At 35.4% G+C, this 20,965-nt stretch carries 19 protein-coding genes; 10 read left to right on the top strand and 9 right to left on the bottom strand.

Translation table 11 applies throughout. From position 1 onward, the window contains the following. Nucleotides 1-73 precede the first annotated feature (73 nt). Entirely contained in the window at nucleotides 74-667 is a 594-nt protein-coding gene (locus ACKI2W_RS08850) for an Hsp20/alpha crystallin family protein (protein WP_407381294.1), read from the top strand. 94 nt (nucleotides 668-761) lie between these two features. Here ACKI2W_RS08850 and ACKI2W_RS08845 read toward each other — a convergent pair whose 3' ends face one another. Further along, a complete protein-coding gene (locus ACKI2W_RS08845; RefSeq protein ID WP_407381292.1) occupies nucleotides 762-1,769 on the bottom strand; it encodes an SIS domain-containing protein in 1,008 nt (335 codons plus the stop codon). A 95-nt stretch (nucleotides 1,770-1,864) separates the two neighbouring features. Between ACKI2W_RS08845 and ACKI2W_RS08840 the strand changes: the two genes are divergently transcribed. Further along, a complete protein-coding gene (locus ACKI2W_RS08840) occupies nucleotides 1,865-2,476 on the top strand; it encodes a DUF447 domain-containing protein (protein WP_407381290.1) in 612 nt (203 codons plus the stop codon). An 11-nt stretch (nucleotides 2,477-2,487) separates the two neighbouring features. On the opposite strand, the gene ade is transcribed toward ACKI2W_RS08840, so the two are convergent. Both ade and ACKI2W_RS08830 read right to left on the bottom strand, forming a co-directional pair. Continuing rightward, nucleotides 2,488-4,203 carry an adenine deaminase gene (ade, locus tag ACKI2W_RS08835; RefSeq protein ID WP_407381288.1) on the bottom strand — a complete coding sequence of 572 codons (1,716 nt, stop codon included), beginning with the start codon at nucleotides 4,201-4,203 and terminating at the stop codon, nucleotides 2,488-2,490. A gap of 1 nt (nucleotide 4,204) precedes the next feature. Continuing rightward, a complete protein-coding gene (locus tag ACKI2W_RS08830; RefSeq protein WP_407381286.1) occupies nucleotides 4,205-5,425 on the bottom strand; it encodes a TIGR00300 family protein in 1,221 nt (406 codons plus the stop codon). Between the two features lie 161 nt (nucleotides 5,426-5,586). Here ACKI2W_RS08830 and ACKI2W_RS08825 point away from each other — a divergent pair, with 161 nt between their 5' ends. Next, nucleotides 5,587-5,853, top strand: coding sequence for a winged helix-turn-helix domain-containing protein (locus ACKI2W_RS08825; RefSeq protein ID WP_407381284.1), 267 nt, complete (start codon nucleotides 5,587-5,589; stop codon nucleotides 5,851-5,853). 2 nt (nucleotides 5,854-5,855) lie between these two features. On the opposite strand, the gene ACKI2W_RS08820 is transcribed toward ACKI2W_RS08825, so the two are convergent. From ACKI2W_RS08820 to ACKI2W_RS08805, 4 genes are all read right to left on the bottom strand, one after another. Next, nucleotides 5,856-6,677 (bottom strand): 4Fe-4S binding protein, encoded by an 822-nt coding sequence (locus ACKI2W_RS08820; RefSeq protein WP_407381282.1) that lies wholly within the window; start codon nucleotides 6,675-6,677, stop codon nucleotides 5,856-5,858. Next, on the bottom strand, nucleotides 6,678-7,547 hold the full coding sequence (gene speB / locus ACKI2W_RS08815; RefSeq protein ID WP_407381280.1) for an agmatinase: 870 nt from the start codon (nucleotides 7,545-7,547) through the stop codon (nucleotides 6,678-6,680). It lies immediately after the preceding gene. A gap of 35 nt (nucleotides 7,548-7,582) precedes the next feature. Continuing rightward, on the bottom strand, nucleotides 7,583-7,972 hold the full coding sequence (locus tag ACKI2W_RS08810; protein ID WP_407381278.1) for a translation initiation factor IF-5A: 390 nt from the start codon (nucleotides 7,970-7,972) through the stop codon (nucleotides 7,583-7,585). 98 nt (nucleotides 7,973-8,070) lie between these two features. Next, nucleotides 8,071-8,352, bottom strand: coding sequence for a hypothetical protein (locus ACKI2W_RS08805; RefSeq protein WP_407381276.1), 282 nt, complete (start codon nucleotides 8,350-8,352; stop codon nucleotides 8,071-8,073). A 95-nt stretch (nucleotides 8,353-8,447) separates the two neighbouring features. Between ACKI2W_RS08805 and ACKI2W_RS08800 the strand changes: the two genes are divergently transcribed. From ACKI2W_RS08800 to ACKI2W_RS08770, 7 genes are all read left to right on the top strand, one after another. Further along, nucleotides 8,448-8,894, top strand: a complete 447-nt coding sequence (locus ACKI2W_RS08800; RefSeq protein ID WP_407381274.1) for a pyruvoyl-dependent arginine decarboxylase — start codon at nucleotides 8,448-8,450, stop codon at nucleotides 8,892-8,894. Nucleotides 8,895-8,898: 4 nt separating this feature from the next. Continuing rightward, nucleotides 8,899-10,752 carry a bifunctional NADP phosphatase/NAD kinase gene (locus ACKI2W_RS08795; RefSeq protein WP_407381272.1) on the top strand — a complete coding sequence of 618 codons (1,854 nt, stop codon included), beginning with the start codon at nucleotides 8,899-8,901 and terminating at the stop codon, nucleotides 10,750-10,752. Continuing rightward, nucleotides 10,752-12,152: a coenzyme F430 synthase gene (cfbE, locus tag ACKI2W_RS08790; protein ID WP_407381270.1), complete on the top strand. Its 1,401-nt coding sequence runs from the start codon at nucleotides 10,752-10,754 to the stop codon at nucleotides 12,150-12,152. The genes ACKI2W_RS08795 and cfbE overlap by 1 nt, the downstream gene beginning before the upstream one ends. Nucleotides 12,153-12,299: 147 nt before the next feature. After that, nucleotides 12,300-13,169: a hydroxymethylbilane synthase gene (gene hemC / locus ACKI2W_RS08785; RefSeq protein WP_407381268.1), complete on the top strand. Its 870-nt coding sequence runs from the start codon at nucleotides 12,300-12,302 to the stop codon at nucleotides 13,167-13,169. Nucleotides 13,170-13,183: 14 nt separating this feature from the next. Then, nucleotides 13,184-14,143 (top strand): Gfo/Idh/MocA family oxidoreductase, encoded by a 960-nt coding sequence (locus tag ACKI2W_RS08780; RefSeq protein WP_407381267.1) that lies wholly within the window; start codon nucleotides 13,184-13,186, stop codon nucleotides 14,141-14,143. 8 nt (nucleotides 14,144-14,151) lie between these two features. Continuing rightward, nucleotides 14,152-14,763, top strand: a complete 612-nt coding sequence (locus ACKI2W_RS08775; RefSeq protein ID WP_407381265.1) for an orotate phosphoribosyltransferase-like protein — start codon at nucleotides 14,152-14,154, stop codon at nucleotides 14,761-14,763. Between the two features lie 96 nt (nucleotides 14,764-14,859). Continuing rightward, nucleotides 14,860-16,806: a cation:proton antiporter gene (locus ACKI2W_RS08770; protein WP_407381263.1), complete on the top strand. Its 1,947-nt coding sequence runs from the start codon at nucleotides 14,860-14,862 to the stop codon at nucleotides 16,804-16,806. Between the two features lie 29 nt (nucleotides 16,807-16,835). Here ACKI2W_RS08770 and ACKI2W_RS08765 read toward each other — a convergent pair whose 3' ends face one another. Continuing rightward, entirely contained in the window at nucleotides 16,836-19,739 is a 2,904-nt protein-coding gene (locus ACKI2W_RS08765; protein ID WP_407381262.1) for a hypothetical protein, read from the bottom strand. Between the two features lie 304 nt (nucleotides 19,740-20,043). Beyond that, nucleotides 20,044-20,940, bottom strand: a complete 897-nt coding sequence (locus ACKI2W_RS08760; protein WP_407381260.1) for a TDT family transporter — start codon at nucleotides 20,938-20,940, stop codon at nucleotides 20,044-20,046. Nucleotides 20,941-20,965 lie beyond the last annotated feature (25 nt).

The following is a 20,965-nucleotide window of genomic DNA, read 5'->3' as shown; positions in this document are numbered from 1 at the left end:
AATATTTATATATTTGAACCGATAATTAATTAATCAAACATATAGGAAATTAAGTATATAAGGAGTGAAAAAAATGGTAGAAGAAGACATTCTTGAAACAAAAATGAATGAAAGAAAAGAAAAATTCCAGGAAAAAAAGGAAAAAGCTGAAGAAAAAGTAGATGAAAAAATCAACGAGAAAAAAGACAAATACGAAGAAAGAAAAGAAAAAGGTAAAGTTTACTCTGAAAAATTCGTCACTGACTTAAACACAACCATTGATGAGTTAAAAGAAAACCTCAAAAACATGCAGAAATACGCTGATGACAAAATTAACGAATACAAAAACGCTACAGTAAGCAATTTGGCTGTGGATTTAATTGAAGCTGACGACATTTACTACTTGAAAGTTGCAGTTCCTGGTCTTTCAAAAGATGAAGTTGAAATCGAAGCCGGCGATAATGACATTGTAATAACTGCTACATTCAAACCATTCGTTGAAGAATTGGAAGACGTTGAAGATGCAAAAATTATCGCATCTGAATTAACTACAGGAAGATGCTCCAAAACTGTAAGATTTGAAAACAGCATTGAAGTTGAAAAAATCAAAGCAAAATACAGCACTGGAGTAATTTTAATAACTATTCCAAAATTAATTATACCAAAACACAAAGTGACAGTAGAGTAACTCTACTGTTTTAATTTCTTTTTTTAAATTAATTACTTATTAACCATTATAGAAAATAAAAAAAAGGATAGTAGAATTGAATCTACTTTAAAAATCAGTATCTGACCTTACCGATATGTCTTGTAGCACCAGGATCTTCACCGTTGAAATGTGCCAGGTAGTAGACAAACCATTCCAATGGAACTACATAAACCAATGGAGACAGCAATTTATCCACATCAGCATAGTCGCTTAAATTATATATGATAGTTTTAAGCTCGAGATTTTTGGAAAATTCTATTGCTTTTCTTGTAATCTCATCAGATTCAAAGTCAGAATCGAATATTATAATAGGAACATCCTTTTCAGCACGTTCAATTAAACCATGCCTGAACTCGGCAGAGTATAGCGGACATGCATGTTTGATAGCCCCTTCCATAAGCATGGTCATAGCCAATTTGAATGAAAGACCGAAATTAGGACCGCTTCCCAAACAGTAGAAGATTTCTTCATCCTTAAACTCTTCAGCTAATTTTTTATTGTCTTCTTCGGTTGTTTTAAGCAATTCCTCTATAATGTCAGGAATTTCTTTTAGCTGAGCCAGTAGCTGGTCTTTATTTTCATAATCAGATGCGGCAAACAGTATCTGGTAAAGACATGCAATTTGAGTCACGTATGTTTTTGTACCGAGAATTGCTGTTTCAGTTTCACATCTTGTAACAATAGGAGTTTTAGCTTCTTTAATCATTGAACTATCCGGTTCATTGGAAATTGAAACAGTGTGTATTCCATACTCGTTAGCACGCCTGAGAGAGGATAATGTATCTGCTGTTTCTCCAGATTGTGAAGTGAATATTGCTAGTGAATTTTCTCCTTTCTGTAAAAATTTGTTGTAATTGAATTCATAACCTGAGAATACCTCTATATTCATTGAAGTAGACATTCTAAGTGCATCTCTAACACTATAACATGTGGAAATAGAACTGCCACATCCAACCAGATATACCTTATCTGCTTTTTTGACCAATTGTGAAACTTCGTCCATTGTGGACAATTCACTTTCAAAAGTTTTTCTAAGTGAATCCGGCTGTTCCATCATTTCATCATACATTTTGTAGTTCATGAAAAAAAACTCCTTTAAATTTTTATAATATTGTATATACTTTATTTCTAACAATATAAAAAGTTTTTTTAAAAATGAAGTTTAATTAATTATTAATGAGAATTGATTTATCAGAAATTGGAATGCTTAAAGGCCAGCAATACGAAACAATAATTACAACAAAAGATACTGCCGGCAATTCAAATGCAGCGCCCATAGGCATTATCTGCAGAGGAAACGATAAGGTTATGTGCCGTATTTTCAAAGGAAGTACAACACTGGACAATATCATCTCACAAAAGGAATTTATAGTAAATATATCACATGATCCACTGCTTTTTACATGGTCTTTGCTTGACAATCTTCAAAAAGAGGATTTTTCCAAGGACAATTCAATTAAGGATATTGACTGCTATTTCAAATGTAAAGTAACCAGCTTGAAAGAGGCTGTAAAGCAGAGCGACCCCATTCGCAAAAAGTCAGAGGCTATCGTCATTAAGGCGGACGTGGTTGACTTAACAGTAAACAGAGCCGTGAAAGTTTACAACAGGGCATTCAGTTATGTCCTGGAAAGTCTGGTCCATATGTCAAGAATAAATATTGTTGATGAAAAGCAGCAAAAAGAATATTTGGACCGTTTAAAAGAAGCATATCGTGTTGTTAAAAAAGTCGGTTCTAAAAAAGACAAGGAAGCGATGGATAATATAAAAAATAAATTAAATGAATAAGGTTTTGAATTCTAATTTAGGATAATGTCCATGAATTCGAAATTATCACCATCGAATAAACCTTTATCTGATATTTTAATTGAAGGTATAACCAGAAGCGCCATAAATGCCATGGTCATGAAAGGAGAATCAAGCTTGCAGCCTAAAGCGGAAGCCATCTTATGCAATACTTCCAGTTTATCGGCAACTGTAAATGCATCCTCATTACTCATAAGTCCTGCAATTGGAAGAGCCAGAGAATCACTGAAATCTTCACTGACAACGGCAATTCCACCCTTATTGTCAATTACCATATTTACAGCTTCGGCCATTTCTTCGGAATCATATCCTACAACAATAATATTGTGTGAATCGTGGGCAACAGATGATGCTATAGCTCCTTTTTTAAGTCCGAATCCTTTGATGAATGCATTGGACATATTGTTATTGCCATACCTTTCAACAACAGCTATCTTCAAGACATCATCATAAATGTCAGGCAAGACTTTTCCATCCTTAACCTTTAGGGTTGCGGTTGTCTTTTGAGTTAATAATTCACCATTCATGCATTCAATTACATTGACTTCACATTCATCCCCTTCAAACAGCACGTCAAAGTCATCGGCAGTCTTTTTAGGAGTATTAATTCTATTTTCGGTTTCGACATCAGGTGCATCGAACAATACATTTTCCCCGTCGAAGACACATTCACCGGCAATATAAGTCTTTAGGATATTAAAATCAATAATGTTGTCAATAATGATGAAATCTGCCCTAGCACCGGTCACAATGGCTCCCGCATCCAAATTATAATGGGAAGCAGGATTGATTGTTACCATTTCAATAGCTTTGATTACATCAATGCCAAGTTCAGCCGCCTTTTTAACAGATTTGTTCAGGTGACCTTCAATCAGGTCATTGGGATGCTTATCATCACTTACGATAAAATCAAAAATCGGTGAGTGGATTCTTCTCTCCAAAACCTCAGTAGGTATTATACCGAAACTTTCCTGATTTTTCAGATGGTCGATACGTTCAGAGAAATCGAATAGAGCTTCCATATTTTTGGCAGATGATCCGTCACGTACCATAATTTTCATACCTTTCTGCTTTTTCTCGATAGCTTCATGGAAATTACTGCATTCATGGTCAGTAACGATATATTGTTCCAGGTATTTATCCAATTCTTCACCGGAAAGCAGAGGGGCATGACCGTCAATAGGCTTTTTGTATTTTCTGGACAGTTCCAATTTTTTTAAAACCTCTTCATCACCATTAATTACACCAGGAAAATTCATCATTTCTCCTAAAGCAACAATTTCATCCTTCTGAAGTAGATATTCAATATCTTCGGAGTCCAGAATTGCACCGGATGTTTCAAATGAAGTTGCAGGCACACAGGAAGGTGCTGAAAAATAGAAATTGAACGGAACAGTTGATGCATTTTCAATCATGAATTCAATTCCTTCAATTCCACTGACATTAGCTATTTCATGAGGATCACATACAACTGAAGTGGTACCGTGCATTACTGCGATTTTTGCAAATTGTGCAGGAGTAAGCATAGTACTTTCAATATGAATATGTGAATCGATGAATCCTGGAAGCATCAAGCCTTCCATATCAACATCTGCCTTGCCTTCGACAATTATCGGCACGATCTGTTTGAAAACACCGTCTTCAATTGTGATTCTTGCCGGATAAACTGAATTAGTTAAAACATCCAAAATATAAGTTGTAAATGTCATTTTAATCATCTTTCAATGCATTATATAGAAGTGGTAAAAATGTACCGATATCCGTAACAATACCAACAACCTGTGCACTGCCCCTGTCAGACAATTTTGTAACTGTGGACGGATTTATATCTACACAGATACTTTTAACTCTTGAAGGAAGCAGATTACCTGTTGCGATTGAATGCAACATTGTAGCAATCATTATTACCATGTCAACTTCTTGAGCATACTTTCTCATAATCTTCTGTGCTTCAGTAGTGTCAGTTATGACATCCGGAAGAGGTCCGTCATCACGAATGGAACCTGCAAGAACATATGGAACATCATTTTTTATACATTCATACATTATTCCACCGGTCAGGGTTCCGTCCTCAACAGCGTCCCTGATGGATCCGGACTGATTGATTCTGTTGATTGCCCTCATATGATGAGTGTGGCCATGGGCAACTATCTTACCGGTTTCAACTTCAATACCAAGAGAAGTTCCGAAGAGATTGGATTCAATATCATGTGTAGCCAAAGCATTTCCTGCCATAATCACATCAATATAGCCTTCCTTAACCAGTGACGCCAGATATTTTCCGGAACCCGTATGGACAATAGCAGGCCCGCCGACGATACCTATTTTTCCACCTCGAGCCTTGATTTCCTTCATTTCTTTAGCAATACCATTGATTAAGTTCATCAGAGGCTTTTCGGATGAGACTTCACTGTTCATGAATTCGAATACCTGCTGTTCATCCCTTGACCTGTGAGGAGGGGTGACCTTAACACCATCCAAACCTACAACAATTTTATCGCCGGATTTAACATCAGCAATCGGTTTTACAAAAGCACGATTCTTGTCTTCATCAACAACAACCAGACAGTCCATTTCAATATCCTCTACAGGAATCCAGTTTCCCTTGTAAAAGATATGGGTAGTGTGATTGGATGAAGAATAAAAACCTTCAGGAGCAACTTTATCTTTTGTGGATGCAACCAGCTGAACCTCTTTAAGTTCATCAATTGATGCACCAAGAACGGATAATTCATCCAATATAGATTCTAATAGTTCGGGAGAATGAGCGGAAACTTCAATTTTCGCTTTACTAATATCTGATTTCTTTCTTCCAACATCTATTTCCAAAATATCAAATTCTCCACCTTTGTCCATAATTATTGCCATTGTTTTAGTTAAGGTCAATGAATCAATAATATGGCCAGAAAGGCTGATAGTTCTTTTATTCATAATATTTTTGCTCCTATAATTTAGTTAATATTATAAATATAGTTGATGATGATATTTAATGGTATTGTTGGAAAAAAATTTGATTGAAATAATGCTATTATCCTGCTAATAGCATATACGAAATAATAAAAATAAGATGAAATTAATATAGTAGTATGGATATGAAAGATGATATGAGAGTAATATCTTTATTACTTCGCTCTAAAAAGAGAGTTGAAGTATTAAAATCTCTAGAATTTGAAGATAAAATACCATCCAAAATCAGCAAAGATATTGGGGACAACAGCAACCATGTTTCCAAATATTTAAAAACCTTAAAAGATGCTGAATTAGTCGTTTGTCTTAATGAAGAAGATAAAAGATACAGATTCTACAGCATTACAGACAAAGGAACATATTATCTAAATAAAGTCAAAGACGAATACTGATTTTACAAGTCCAAAGCATTTGACGGACAGTTTCTAACACATTCCATGCACAATATGCATTCTGTGCCGTTTTCCCTTTTTCTTGAATTGTTAAGCATGTCAACATCCATAGGACAGCTTTTCAGGCATTTGTTACATCTGATGCATTTGTCCTCCTCAACCGTCACTCTTAACAAAGAAAAGTAACTGGTCGGCTTTAAAAATACTGTAATCGGACAGATATACTTGCAGAAAGCACGATTGTCCTTTAAGACGAAAGCTAGAGAAATTCCTAAGATGTAATAAATAATATTGCCGACAATGAATGAGTAATATATGATTGATTCGAGATTTGATACTTTAAATATGAATAAACCAGAAACAAAACACAATATAGCTATAAATAATATATATCTGACATGACCGAAGTTTTTTCTAGGATTTTGAGGTACCTTATAGGGAAGCAGATCAAGAATCATTGCCGTCCAGCATGCATATCCGCACCATCCACGTCCGAAAAGGAATGGTCCGATGATTTTTGCAACCAGATAATGTATTACGGCAGCTTCAAAAACCCCTAAAAAAAGATAATACCAGAAACCGGACATCAGCATGTTTTCATGACTCATTATTCCTAAAAAAATCAGAATATAACAGCCGATTCCAATCATTACAACATTACGGCCATATCTATATCCGTTGGAAAGCAAACCGATACCTATTGCCAGCGCGGTTCCAATATATGCAAAATTATAGATATAGAAATCATTTCCTGATATGAAAAAAATCAGAAATCCAATTAATAAGAAAACAATTTCGATAATGATTGGTGCTTTAAGATTCATTTAAATCAAGGACAAAAAGTCATAAATTATTTTGGAAGCTGCAACAGCAGTACCGTCACCTAATCTGTCGCTTGCAGTTTCAACAACATCCATTCCGACAACATCCTTATATGACAATGCTTTGATTACATCCTCAATCTCTGATGTGAATAATCCTCCAGGAGTCGGATTTCCAACAGCAGGAGCAATTGCCGGGTCCAAAACATCCATATCAATGGACAGATAGATTGGAGTTTCAACAGTGGTCAAATAATATTCGACCGCATCCATATGACGGTGAACATCCTTGTTTTTGAATGTCTGGATGTTATAAGTCGATTTAACGAAATCTTCTTCATCTTTAGATGATGAACGGATACCAATCTGAACCAGATCAACACCAAACTCATGAGCCCTTCTCATTACTGTTGCATGTGAATATTTTTCTCCAATGAATTCGAATGCCAGATCCCTGTGGGCATCAAGATGTACAACAGTCAACTTATCATACATTTCAGATAAAGCTTTGATAACTCCAATGGATGCTGAATGCTCTCCACCAATAGTTATTGGTTTGACTCCCAAATCAAGCAATTCCTTGACTGTATCCTCAACTATTTCACAGGTTGCCTTGCAGTTTCCGGGAACTACATTGACATCACCGAAATCATAAAAAACAGCATCAAGAGAAGTGTCGAAATTAATGTTATAATTTTCAAAGCCGTATGACGCTTCACGAACAACGACAGGCCCCAGTCTTGAACCTGAATGATAAGATGTTGTGCTGTCAAACGGAACACCGATTATGCCATATGAATCCTTTTTAATATTTTCAAAATCAGTTTCAGCGGAAAATGCGAATTTCCACGGTTCGTAAGTATTCAATAGCATAATATATCCAATAAAAAAAGAATAAGGAAGAGAACTTATTTAGTTCTCATGATTTTCATATTACCTAAAGCTACAATGTATTCTACTTCAATACCTTCGGTGATTTGGTCTTTTAAATCTTCAGGCATTGGTAAATCTAAAGTTTCGTAACTTTCCATATCCATTAACTGAACGTTTTCACCTTGAATAGATAATACTTGACCTACTCTTTTATCGATGATAGGAATATCTACTTTAGTATCTACAGGTTTAACGATGCTTCTTTTTTGGTTATCAAAAATACCTACTGCTTCTAATCTTGCTTTAGCAGCCCCGTGTTTACCAGGGGATGAGGTAGTTAAACTAGTGATTTTAGATGCTTCTCCACCTAATACAATGTATTTACCGACTTTTAATGTTTTAATCTCTACAACTTTAGTTGACATTACAATTTCCTCCATAAATTCCTGATTTTATAATCTATAATAAGTATTATTTTAGATTAATAATAATTATATTATCAATTTTATATAAAGTATTCGATTCAAGCAACCAAATACATTGAAATTGCCAGAAGGATTGTCATTAAAAAAACCCAAATTATAATGAATACTTTCTTAATATCGCTTTCGCCTTTGCTTATATAGGACTCTCCCTTGATATCGGAAGACCTTTTTCTTGTATTTTTGTATTGGTCATCATTTCTCAGGTAATTGTAGAAAGCTCTACAGATAAAGACAAATGCAATTATAATAATACCTGAATAAACTATGTTCATTCCAGGATTAACAATTATCACGATTGATGATAATAAAAGCATTAGCATTAAAAATAAAACTCCCGTAATTACTAATGAAACATATTTATTTAAAATCATAATCATATATTAGGTTAAAAGTACATAATAAAATTAGTGATAAAATGAAAATAGCTATTGTTAGTGGAAAAGATGAAGGACCCACAAAATTGAACGCATTCGACAATGCATTGAGTGACGCCGGAATTGGCGATGTTAATCTAATCAAAGTGTCCAGCATGCTTGCAGGAAATGCTGAAATTAAGGAATTGCCTGAATTTGAAGCAGGTTCCATGGTTAACTGCGTGTTATCAGAAGTTACTTCAGACAATCCCGGAGACGAGATAACTGCAGTCATAGCAGTAGCTATTGGAGAAGAATTAGGCTGTGTTGTTGAAACGACCGGAGTGAATAAGGCTAAAAATGACTTGATTGATGAAGCAGAATTCATGGTCACGTATATGATGGAAAAACGGGATGTTGAAATAAAGGAATTGATAGTTGAAGTGGCTACAACAACGGTTAATAAAATAGCTTCTGTTGTAGCGTCAGTAGTTTATTTGAAAGAGTGATAGTATGGATGCTAAGGATAAGAAAATAGCTACAGATTTGGCTTACGAAATAATAAAGGAAGTAAGTAGAGCAATAAGGCCATATGTCGGAAAACCTGAATCCGGAGAAAAAGTAAAGATAGGTGCTGACGGAACACCTACATCATATATTGACATCATAGCGGAAGATGAACTGATTAACATATTAAAAAATGCCCCAGTATTATCTTATATCATCAGCGAAGAAGTCGGTGAATTGAAACTCGGAAAAGGAACAAAAAGAAGCATTAACCTAACAGAAGAGTTAAGGCGTGACGATATCGAAGATGAAGAAAGGCCAAAATTCATATTCCTGGTTGATCCTATAGACGGAACAAGCAATGCAATTAAGGAGATACCTGCATACGGAATTTCAATTGCTGTTGCGGATGTGCCTAAGGGAAGATTGGCCACATTGGATGATGTTGAATTGGGTTTTATCAGCAACTTCGGTAACGGTAACTTTTTTGAAGCTGAAAAAGGAAAAGGATGCTGGCTAAACAATGAAAGAGTTCACCCGAGCAAGGTCGTCAATATCAGCAAAATGACACTTGGAGGATTTACAAAAAGCGGAACATCATCCGCTTCAAAACTGGTTGATAATGCCAGAAGGATGAGGGTTTTAGGTTCTGTTGTGCTGGAACTGTCATATGTTGCAAGCGGAAGATATGATGCCTTTCTGGATTTGAGGGGAAGCAGAATTATTGATATTGCAGCATCAAAATTGATTGTTGAAGAGGCCGGGGGAATAATTACCACAAAGCATGGGGAAAAGTTGACCAACAAATTGAGCATCCATGAAAAGGCCATTGTGGTTGCGGCCAACAACAGAATACTCCACAAACAGATAATTAACATTCTGAATGACAACGAAACTGACATTATTGGAAAAGTAGGTATCATAAGCCGTATTGATCAGGCAAAAGCCATATTATTTTCCGCAAAGCTTGTGGATTACTTTTTAACAAACGGCATTGAAATAGAACTTGACAAACAACTGGCAGTTAAAATTGAAGAGCTTAAAGAAAATCCGAAACTGGATAAAATAATCAGCAAAGTCATTAAAGAATCTCCGGAAATGGAGGAGATTTTGGATAATCTGAACCTTAATATAGACTTCAAAAGGATTTCAAAAGACATTAATGAATTCAGATGCGATATGGCAGTTGTCTTGGGCGGTGACGGAACATTGCTTAGGGCACAGGCCAAGCTTAAAGAGGAAACACCATTATTCGGTATCAATATGGGAACTGTCGGGTTTTTAACAGACATTGAAGTTAAAGACTCATTCAATGCATTAAATAAAGTGCTTAAAGGAGACTATTATAAGGAAAAAAGAACAAAATTAGCCGTTTCTCACGAAAATCATGAGTTTACTGCAATGAATGAAGTGGTTATCATGACCAATAAACCGGCTAAAATGCTGCACTTCGAAATACAGGTGGACAGTGAAACAATTGAGGAAGTAAGGGCTGATGGACTGATTATATCAACACCGAGCGGTTCTACTGCCTATGCAATGTCTGCCGGAGGACCTATTGTCGATCCTAAGCTTGAAGGATTTATTATCATACCTATTTGCCCATATAAGTTAGGTGCAAGACCGTTCATCGTATCAGACAACAGCGAAATTACTGTAAAATTGCTTAAGAAAGGTAAAAGTGCAGTATTCGTTATGGACGGACAGATTAACGAAGAGGCAGATTATCTTGAAGAAATCAAATTTAAAAAGGCTTATAAAGATGTTTACTTTATCAGAACAAGCAGCAAATACTTCTATGAAAAGGTTAAAGACAAACTGAAAGAAGGCGGTATCAATAAAGACTCCGGGTGTTTATAGTGAAAACGCTCGTGATTGATTTGACTCACGGAGGAGTTAAGATAGCGGTAAGTCTTGCAAAAAAGGGAAATGAAGTTTACTGCTATGACATTTATAACACCTTAAAGGACATAGATAAAAGAATGCTTGAAATCTATAAAGTTAAATTAATCCAGTTGGAGGATTTAAAAGAATTTGAGGGTGATTTAAAAGTAATTTATCCAATACACCTCCCTTTAACGCAAAAAGAGATTGAAAAGTATAATCCGTCCCTAAACTACACATTCACAACACATCACAAGGCTATTGGCGAAATTCTAAATGAATGGGGTAAAGACATTGACAATGTTGAAATTACGGGAGTCAAAGGAAAGACAAGCTGCACATTTATGCTCAAAGAAATTCTGCTTGATAAAAACCCCCTGATTCTATCCAGCTTAGGTGCACTCGTTTATGAAGACAGAAAAGAGATAGTTTTAAAGAAAAACATTTCAATAACCCCTGCAAACATGAAGGAAACTGTAGATCTGGCCTATAAATTAGCCAATCCCGTTTGCGGAGGAGAAGTTAAGGACAGAATCTACAATTGCGCTATTTTTGAAAGTTCACTCGGAGTAAGCGGCATCGGCGATGTTGCTCTTCTAACAAATATTATAGAAGATTATCCGATAGCAAAAGAGAGGTCTTCAGCAAGCATTGCCAAAAAACAGGTATTTGACTGCGATATTGTCTGCTGTGAAAAGGAATCATTGGATAAGTATTATAATGACATCGAACATCCTGCAGTCAATTCATTTAGCCTGAATGAGAAAACTGCAAACATATATGCTGAAGATGTAAATTATTCTCTTGATGAAACCATTATTGAAATAAGATTCAGCGATGTTAAGACAAAAGATAAAAAGTCAATAAACGGAGACATGACAATAAAAACTTTTGCTCCGGGCCCGCATCATGTTTCAAATGTGCTGGGAGTTGTTGGAGCTGCACTGTCCCTAAACATTGACAAGGACAAAATCATTGAAGGACTGAAAAATTACAAGGGAATTCCCGGCAGAACAAACAAGAAGATTATTGGAAATAGCATCATCATCGAAGAGATTAATCCTGGAATCAATACAAAAGCCATCGAGGCATCAATCAATATGGTGAAAAATAAGTCAGATTACATGATTTCAATCGGAGGCGATTACGGAATAACCTGTGAAGAAATAGATGAGGATGCGGTTGCCTCATTAATAGATAGTTTAAATGAAGAAATTATACTGACCGGAGAAGTTGGAAAAAGCATCCTGAATAAAATCACCAAAAAGGTTGGATTTTTTGAAGATTATCACTCAGTTTATGATTTGGCAATTGAAAATAATGAAAATCTGCTGTTTATTTACCGGTCAGATTATAGGAAACTGACAGAAAGGTAATGTTATTTTTACTAAAAATTGAAACATTTAATTATAATTAAAAATAGAATATATTGTGTAAATTTTTAATAAGTTATAAGTTAAAACTTATATGCAAAATAATAAAAAAAATTTTTGCAATGCTTTTTAAAAAGTGGAGAGATAAATTTGATAGTGGGAACCCGAGGAAGTCAATTAGCACTTGCACAAACAAAACAGGTTTGTCAAGACCTATCCAGAATAACTGGAGAGAAGATTGACTTAGAAATCATTAAAACAAAAGGAGATAAAATCACTACTTCCCAATTATACAATATGGATTCGAAAGGACTGTTTACAAAAGAATTGGATATTGCACTTTTGGATGAGGAAGTGGATTTTACTGTACATAGTTTTAAAGATTTGCCAACCGAATTAGATGAAGATTTGGAAATCGTGGCTGTTCCGATTCGTGAATCTCCGCGTGAAGTATTAATTTCCGACAAGACATGGGAAGAACTGGAACCAGGTTCCAAACTAGGAACCAGCAGCCTTAGGCGTGAAGCATTCTGTAATCATTATGAAAAAGACTTCGAACTTAAACCTATAAGAGGAAACATTGAAACGAGAGTCAACAAAGTTTTTGAAAGTGATTTGGATGCTACAATAATGGCGGAAGCTGGATTGAAAAGATTAGGTTTGACTGAAAACATCACAACCATATTTCCAGTTGATTACATCACACCACCTGCCGGACAAGGCGCTTTGGCAATAATTACCAGAAAAGATTCTGATAAAAAAGGAATCATATCCAAATTAAACGATTACACTTCAATGCAAGAGGCATTTGCAGAAAAAAAAGTGCTTGAGGAATTGGGTGTCGGCTGTCAATGGCCAATCGGCTCAATAGCACAAATGAAAGATAAAAAATTTAATATTTACTCAATATTACTAACAAGAGACGGAGAAATCTTAAAAGAACAAACTGAAACTGGTTCAATTAAAAATGCAATTGAATTGGGCAGTAAAATCGGGAGAGTATTCGAAGACTATGTTTAATTGGAGGAATTAAATTGAGAACTGTCAATGTAGGAGTTATCGGAGTAGGAGCAATGGGTGAAAACCATGTTCGTGTGTACCATAAAATGGAAGAAGCTAATTTAATCGCTGTTTCAGATGTAAGTGAAAGAGCACTTAAAAAAATTGAGCGAAAATATGGTGCAAAAGGTTACACCGATTACAACGAACTACTTAAAGATCCTGAAATTGAAGTAGTTAGTGTTTGTGTCCCAACTACTTTCCACCATTCAGTCGTAATGGAAGCAATAAAAAATAAAAAACATGTGTTAGTCGAAAAACCAATAGCATTCACTTTAAAAGAAGCTGAAGAGATGATTGCTGCAGCAAAAGAAGCAGGAGTAATTCTTGCAACAGGACATGTGGAAAGATTCAATCCAGCTGTACAAAAAGCAAAAGAGCTGATTGATGATGGAGTTATTGGAGATATAGTTTCCGCATTTGCTAAAAGAGTAGGGCCGCTCCCACCTAGGATAAAAGACGTTGGTGTTTCAATAGACTTAGCTATTCACGATTTAGATATTATGAATTACTTATTTGAGGAGAATGTTACTCAAGTCTACGGTACGATGAACAGTATCCTGGATGACTGTGAATTTGAAGACCATGCAGAGATTATGGTAAGCTTTGATAATGAATCAACAGGTATAATAGAAGTAAACTGGTTAACACCATATAAAAGAAGAGAACTTGAACTTACCGGAACAGACGGTATAATTTCAGTCGATTACATTAAACAAAGCATTGATGTGTTCGGTAAATTTGCACAGGACATTCAAATCAAACATGAAGAGCCTCTGAAAGGCGAACTGAAATCATTCTTAACAGCTGTTGTTAATGAAGAAGAACCAGAAATCACTGGTGAAGATGGGCTTAAAGCTCTTAAAATGGTAATAGCAGCAAACAAATCATCTAAAGAACACAGACCAATCAGTTTAGATGAACTTGAGGAATAGGGATATTTATGAAAAATAAATTAATACAGAAAGCTCAAGAATTAAGACAGCACGGATTTACAACCGGAGAAATAGCTGACGAACTTAATGTCAGTATGGACACTGCAAGATGGTTAACTCTTCAAAAAGTCGATGAGGAAAAAGTCGAATCACCTGGAGACTTTGCCATTAACTGGAAAAGCATCGGTGGAAATTCAACCCGTTTAAGCTATGTTTCAGGAGCATTGAGTGATTTGGCACTTTCACACGGAGAGGCAGATGTTGTTTTAGGAATTGCAGTTAGTGGAGTTCCGTTCGCAACCACAATGGCAGACTATGTTGAAGACATGACCGGACTTGACACATCAATAGCCATTTTCCACCCGAACAAACATAGAAAAGACCAGGACACAACAGACGATGAAGGTACAATAAGTACCAACTTCGGATCCGTTGAAGGAAAAAAGGTCATTATTGTAGATGACGTCATTACCAGCGGAAAAACCGTCCGTGAAGTCATTCATACCGTCAAAGATCAAGGCGGAGAACCAACTTGCGTTACCGTTTTGATTGATAAAGCAGGCCTTTCTGAAATTGAAGACGTGCCTATCGAATCTTTAATAAAAGTAAGTAGATTATAAATAATATCTACTTCCAACTATTTTTTTTAATCACCACATATTTTTAAATAATATCAAAAACAAATAATATAACAATAGTTTTAAAGGAAAAGAATTATGAATATTTTACTGTTGCAAAATATGGCAGTAATTTTGATTACTGCAGTAATAGTTCTTCTAATTTTTAATAAACTTAAATTACCTACCATGATTGGTTTATTCATTACCGGAATCGTTCTTGGACATGCAATTAACGATACAAGCATGATTTCAACGCTATCTGAGTTGGGTGTTGTATTTTTATTATTTATTATAGGACTGGAATTTTCAGTGGAAAAGTTCTCTGCAATCAAGCATTATGCCCTGATTGGAGGTATACTCCAAGTTAGCCTTACAACTGTTCTGATAACATTATTGGGGCTTGCAATGGGACTTGCATTAAATAGTGCAATCTTTTTAGGATTTTTAGTATCATTTTCAAGTACGGCTATTGTAATGAAGATAATGCAGCAGAAACACTTAACCCACTCCATTCAGGGAAGGGTGACTTTAGGTATTCTGATATTCCAGGACATTGCAGTAATTATTGTAATTTTACTCACACCCCTACTTGGAGGTCAGACAATTGAACTGCATACAATTCCGGAAGTTATAGTTAAAATAGTTGGTCTTGCAGTACTGATATTCATCGGAGCTAAATGGTTCATTCCACTGGCCCTTAAGGATGCGGCTAAAACTAAAAACAGAGATCTCTTTATGCTTTTGACATTATTTATCTGTATGGGAGCGACATTTGCAACAAGCCTTATTGGAATCGGACCGGAGCTTGGCGCATTCATTGCAGGACTGCTCATTTCAAATACAGAATACTCCCACCAGACTTTAGGTTACATACAGCCGTTCCAGGACGTGTTCATGAGTCTATTCTTCATCAGTATCGGATTGATGGTTAACCTGCATTTATTCCTTTATAACATTGGCATAATCCTAGTTTTGACCGCAATAATTCTCATAATCAACTTTACGGCAACATTGATAACAGGCATGGCATTGAAACTTCCGACAAAGGTATCCATTTCAATTGCTATTCTTTTAAGCCAGATTGGGGAATTCTCCTTTGTTCTTGCAAGCGAAGGAATGAGATATGGTCTGATGACCAACGAATTCTTCTCAATATTTTTGGGAGTGAGCATCCTGACAATGTCATCAACGCCATTCCTGCAGAAGCTGACACCAAAAATAATCAGGCAATTTTCAAAAATCAGCTATTTTCAGGTTGATGAGGAACTGACCTCCCTTTCAGAAGAGATAGAGGATGAACAGCCAATCGAAGACCATGTAATTCTGGTAGGTATGGGCCGTATCGGAAAGCAGATGACCAAGGCATGTAACCAGTTCAATGTTCCTATGCTTGCCGTTGACATGAATCCGATAGTGGTTGAACAGCAGCAGGCTTTAGGAGTTCCGATTATATATGGTAACGCATCAAATGAAAGTGTTTTGAAGGAACTTCGAGTAACCAGTGCACAGTGTATCGTTATATCAGCTTCAACATATGAAGGTACTCTTAAAACAATCGATACTGCAAGGAGATTGAACCCTGATATCCACATCATTGTGAGAACCAAATACCTGAAAAATATCGAAGAGGTTATAGAAGCCGGAGCCGATGAAGTAATCCCAAAAGAATTTGAAACAAGTATTTTGATGTTTACAAGAATCATGGATTATTATAACAAGGATATGGACGAAATTGCTGATGCCGTTAACAATTTAAGATCCGACAACTACGATGCATTCCGTAGCGTATCTTCAGAGGATGTTTCAGCATACCTGAGCAATTCTTTCACGGAAGTGGAACTTGACTCCATAAGGGTTTACAATGATGCCCATATCAGCGATTTTCCGTTTGAGAAAAACAATCTGACAATTACCAGTGTAATCCGTGACAATGATACGATAATATATATTGACAACGATTTCCAGTTCCTTGAAGATGACATCATACTGTTTACAGGACAGAGATATGACATAAACAATTTCTTTGATGCCATTGAATTTTAAAAAAAAAGATTGAGGAAATTTAATTCCTCTTAACTAATTTTTATGGTGTTTGCTATTACTGCATTTTCATATACGGATGTTATAATGTATTCGCCAGGTATCAATCTGATATTCAAACTGGCTATACCCTCACTGTCAGTGGTTCTATAGTAGAATACACCATTGATGTTGAATTCAATTTTTTCGCCGGCCAAAGCATTTCCCTGACCGTCAACCAGTTTTGCCTTGAACTGTGTTCCATCGAGATATGTCATTGAAACATCTTCCGCAGTCAATGTAGGTATGACTGTTATATTGTTGGCTACACTGCATCCGCCGCACATTACAGTAATCACATATTCTCCGGCCTGCAGGTTAATGTTAAGTTTTGCATATCCTGATTCATTGGTTTTTCTTTCATACATCACACCGTTGATGTTGAATGTGACAGTTTCGTTTGCACCAACAGGATTGCCGTCATCGCCTAGAATTCTTACAACATATTGTGAATCGTTTCTGAAGTATTTGACCAAATCGTTATTTTCAACAATTTTTGGAATAACTGTAACAGTATTGGCTGAGCTTTCACCGGTTTGCGGGTTAATGGCTGTCAAAATATAAGTGCCCTGATCCAAATTAATGTTAAGTTTTGCGGTACCGTTTTCATTGACCTTGCGGACGTACATTACACCATTGATATTGAATGTAACTTCAGTTCCGCTTGCTAGGTAATTACCGTCGCTGTCTGTGAATGTTGCATAATACTGGCTTTCATTTCTATAGATTTTCGTTAAGTCTGAAGCGTTTATTGTTGATATAATATTTATTGTCGCATTAACACTGGCAACCTTGTATGTTCCGTCGCCGCCATCATAATAAACAACCACATCATAGCTTCCGCTATCCAGGTTAATTGCAATTGAAGCGGAACCGTTTACATTTGTTGTACGATTATAGTTAACGCCGTTTATGGAAATTTGAACACTTTGGTTTGCAATAGCATTTCCTTCACCATCTGTCAAGTTAATAACAAACCTTTTGGAATTTCCATAGTATTTTGTAAGATTGTCTGCAGTTAATGTGACATTTCCAGATTCCAGAACGGTGATATTGACTGTGGCATTTGCAGGTTCGTATTTATAGTCCCCTTCATAAACTATTATAAGCTCATATTCACCATATTCAACACCGGAATTTGTATAAACACCATTACCATTGACAATTTCAACGACATATGAAGAGTTGTCGAAAATAACAGTCACATTATCCGTAATATCTTGTGAAAGAACAATATTCAATGATAAACCTTTACTTTCATATGTTGTAGTGTCATTTGCATCAATATCAACGGATATTTTTGATAGAACTGCAAATGTGTTTGTATAATTGCTTTGCGGATTGACGTCGTTACCTTCATAATATCCGAAAATTGTGTAGTTCCCGACTTCCAAATCAGGAATTGTGATATTGCCTTTTCCTGAAGTTAACTCTATATTGAAAGTTTCATTGTCATTTAATGTTATTGTCACGTTTCCTGTCGCATCAGATGGCAGAACAGCGTAAACTGTGGCATTCTGACCGACATAAATATTATCGGCATATACATATAATGAAGAAATGTTAATCACAAACTCAAAGGTGAAATCAAGACCTAAAAGATTAATTGTCAAAGATCCGTTTCCAGTTTCCTCTGCAACATAATTGATGTCTGCTGTGCCATTTGTAAATGAAATGACAGTTTCGTTAACGCTTCCGCCGACTACATCCACAACATAAAGGTCAGCATCATGCAATTCATAGTCTTCGGCTTGTGAAATTGAACCTTCACTATCCATTATATGTGTCAGATCAACAGTGATTACAGAATTTTTACCCACATAAATTTCTGTAGGGTTTGCAGTGACATTCAAAAATAGCCAGTTGTCAACAGTCACATTACCCCAAGTATTTGGAGTTTCATTTAAATTTTCAATTGTATTACCCCACCAATTGCCATTTGCTATGGCAGAAGCCGTGTCAGTAGTTGCATTGACTGTATTTGAATTGTTTAAATCATTTCCAATGAATACTGAGTTTTTCAAGGTTAAAAAAGTATTGCTTCCAATAGCTATTGCCTCTCCGCTTGCGGCAGTGTTGTTTGTGAATACGCAACCGGTAATCAGTCCATCATCATCCTGAGAGTACCAGTAAATTGCACCACCCTGGAATTGATTGCTTAAATAAGAGATTGCCCTGTTAGACTCGAAGTATGATTTTGAAACAGAACCGTTTGCACCGTTCCAATAGATAGCACCACCATACCATGCAGTATTATTGATAAAAGTACAGTTATAGACCAGACCATTATCTGCACCGCCGCCCCAATAGATGGCACCGCCGTTTACTGTTCCTGAGTTATTGATGAAAACGGAATTGGAAATCACACCATCATCACCGAACCATAATACAGGATATGAAATAGGAGCCTGATTGCTTGATAAATCATTATTTGTAAATGTACATCCGTCAATCAGACCGCCTGTAGCATTCCAATAAACGATAGCTCCTAAAAATTGAGAAACACAGTTGTCTGAAATATCACAGTTAATCAGCTTACCGTTATCACCATTCCATAAAATTGCATTTGTTTTTGCAGTTGTGATGTTGATGTTAGTTATGGTCAGATTGTTTAAAACAACATTTGATCCCGTGATATTGAAAACTGATGATGCCCCATTGGCATTGATTATATGGCCATTACCGTTAATTGTTATCTCTTTGTTTATAAATATAGATTCGTCTGAAGAGCCGAAAGCATAATCCTCAGTTAAGTTTATTTCACCACTTGTATCTTCGTTAATTATAGTCTGTAAATCAGAAAATGAAGCGCCAATAACATCAGAATCTGAAATTGCAATTTCATTTTCGGAAATATCATCATTTGCAGAAACTGCTCCAACCGACAATATTAACATGACTAAAATCAAGGAAAATATAATTTTTTTGCTGATATTAAATACCTCCTTAAAGTTATAAAAGCATTAAAAATACTATGTAAATTAATAACTTGAATTTAATATATAAAGTTAAATACCAGAATATACCAAAACAGGATAAGCTTAATTATAAAAAAAGATAATAATTTAGAAAAGTAGAAAATCTACAAATCCAAATCAAAATTTCGCACACGAATAATTAAAAAAAATATGGATTTTTTTAATTTTCAATATTAGTTATGAATCAAATAGTATTTAAATATTTAGTTAAACCAATTTTATATCAATCGAGTAGAAATTTTAAATAGCAATATAGGACATAAATCACCAAAATACCTGCAATTAACGTTTGGATTGGAATTATAATATTAAAAATATAGTTTTGATTTATGATATTGACTTCTGAAGAAGCAATAGCCGTTATAACAAATGGAAATGTGAATGCTGAAAAGCTAGGATAGAAATCCAAATTCCTGTACTGAATAACCTTATATAAAGCGAATAGGAACAACACGAATGCAATGCAATACATGGCCATTAAAAACCCATAGGACAATATGGCAAATGAATTGGTATAGCCCACTATCAGAATGCTGAAAATAGCTGTAAAAATACAAATCAGCGGATTGTTTTGATCCAGTTCATTAGGATATTTGACATACCTATAGATAACCAACGGCAAAGTAATAATCATGGATATAAAGCCAAACAAGAAGAATATGAATCCGATTTCAAACAGCCCATGAACATGTGCAGTAATCGCACCCATTGTAATTCCAATGAAGACTATCCACCAGCTAGGATAGACCACATTTATATCAAAATTATGTATAATATAACGATAAGTAAACCATACAATCAATAGAATGTGCAAAGCTACACCTAAAATCCAAACACTTATTGCCAAATCACTATTAAATGAACTGAGATATGTAGATGAAATCATCAAAGCCATGGAAAAAGTACCTGAATTCGACAAAATTATTGGATTCGACAAATCATTTTTCACTTCTTTAGGATAGAGAATAACTTTAAAAACAAGCAGAATTATTAAAACAAAAGCAATTATACCACACAATACCTTTAAAAATGGAGTGTAAACTTGCAGTAAGTTGCCTAAAGACAATATGGCCAAAATCAAACCGGAAATAGGAATTGGAATCTTTTCAATAATATTCATCTAAATCAATAGTATTTTTGTAGCA

This window comes from Methanobrevibacter sp. (assembly GCF_045603845.1).
Classification (GTDB): domain Archaea; phylum Methanobacteriota; class Methanobacteria; order Methanobacteriales; family Methanobacteriaceae; genus Methanocatella.
This window is presented reverse-complemented; position numbering and strand designations above follow the sequence as displayed.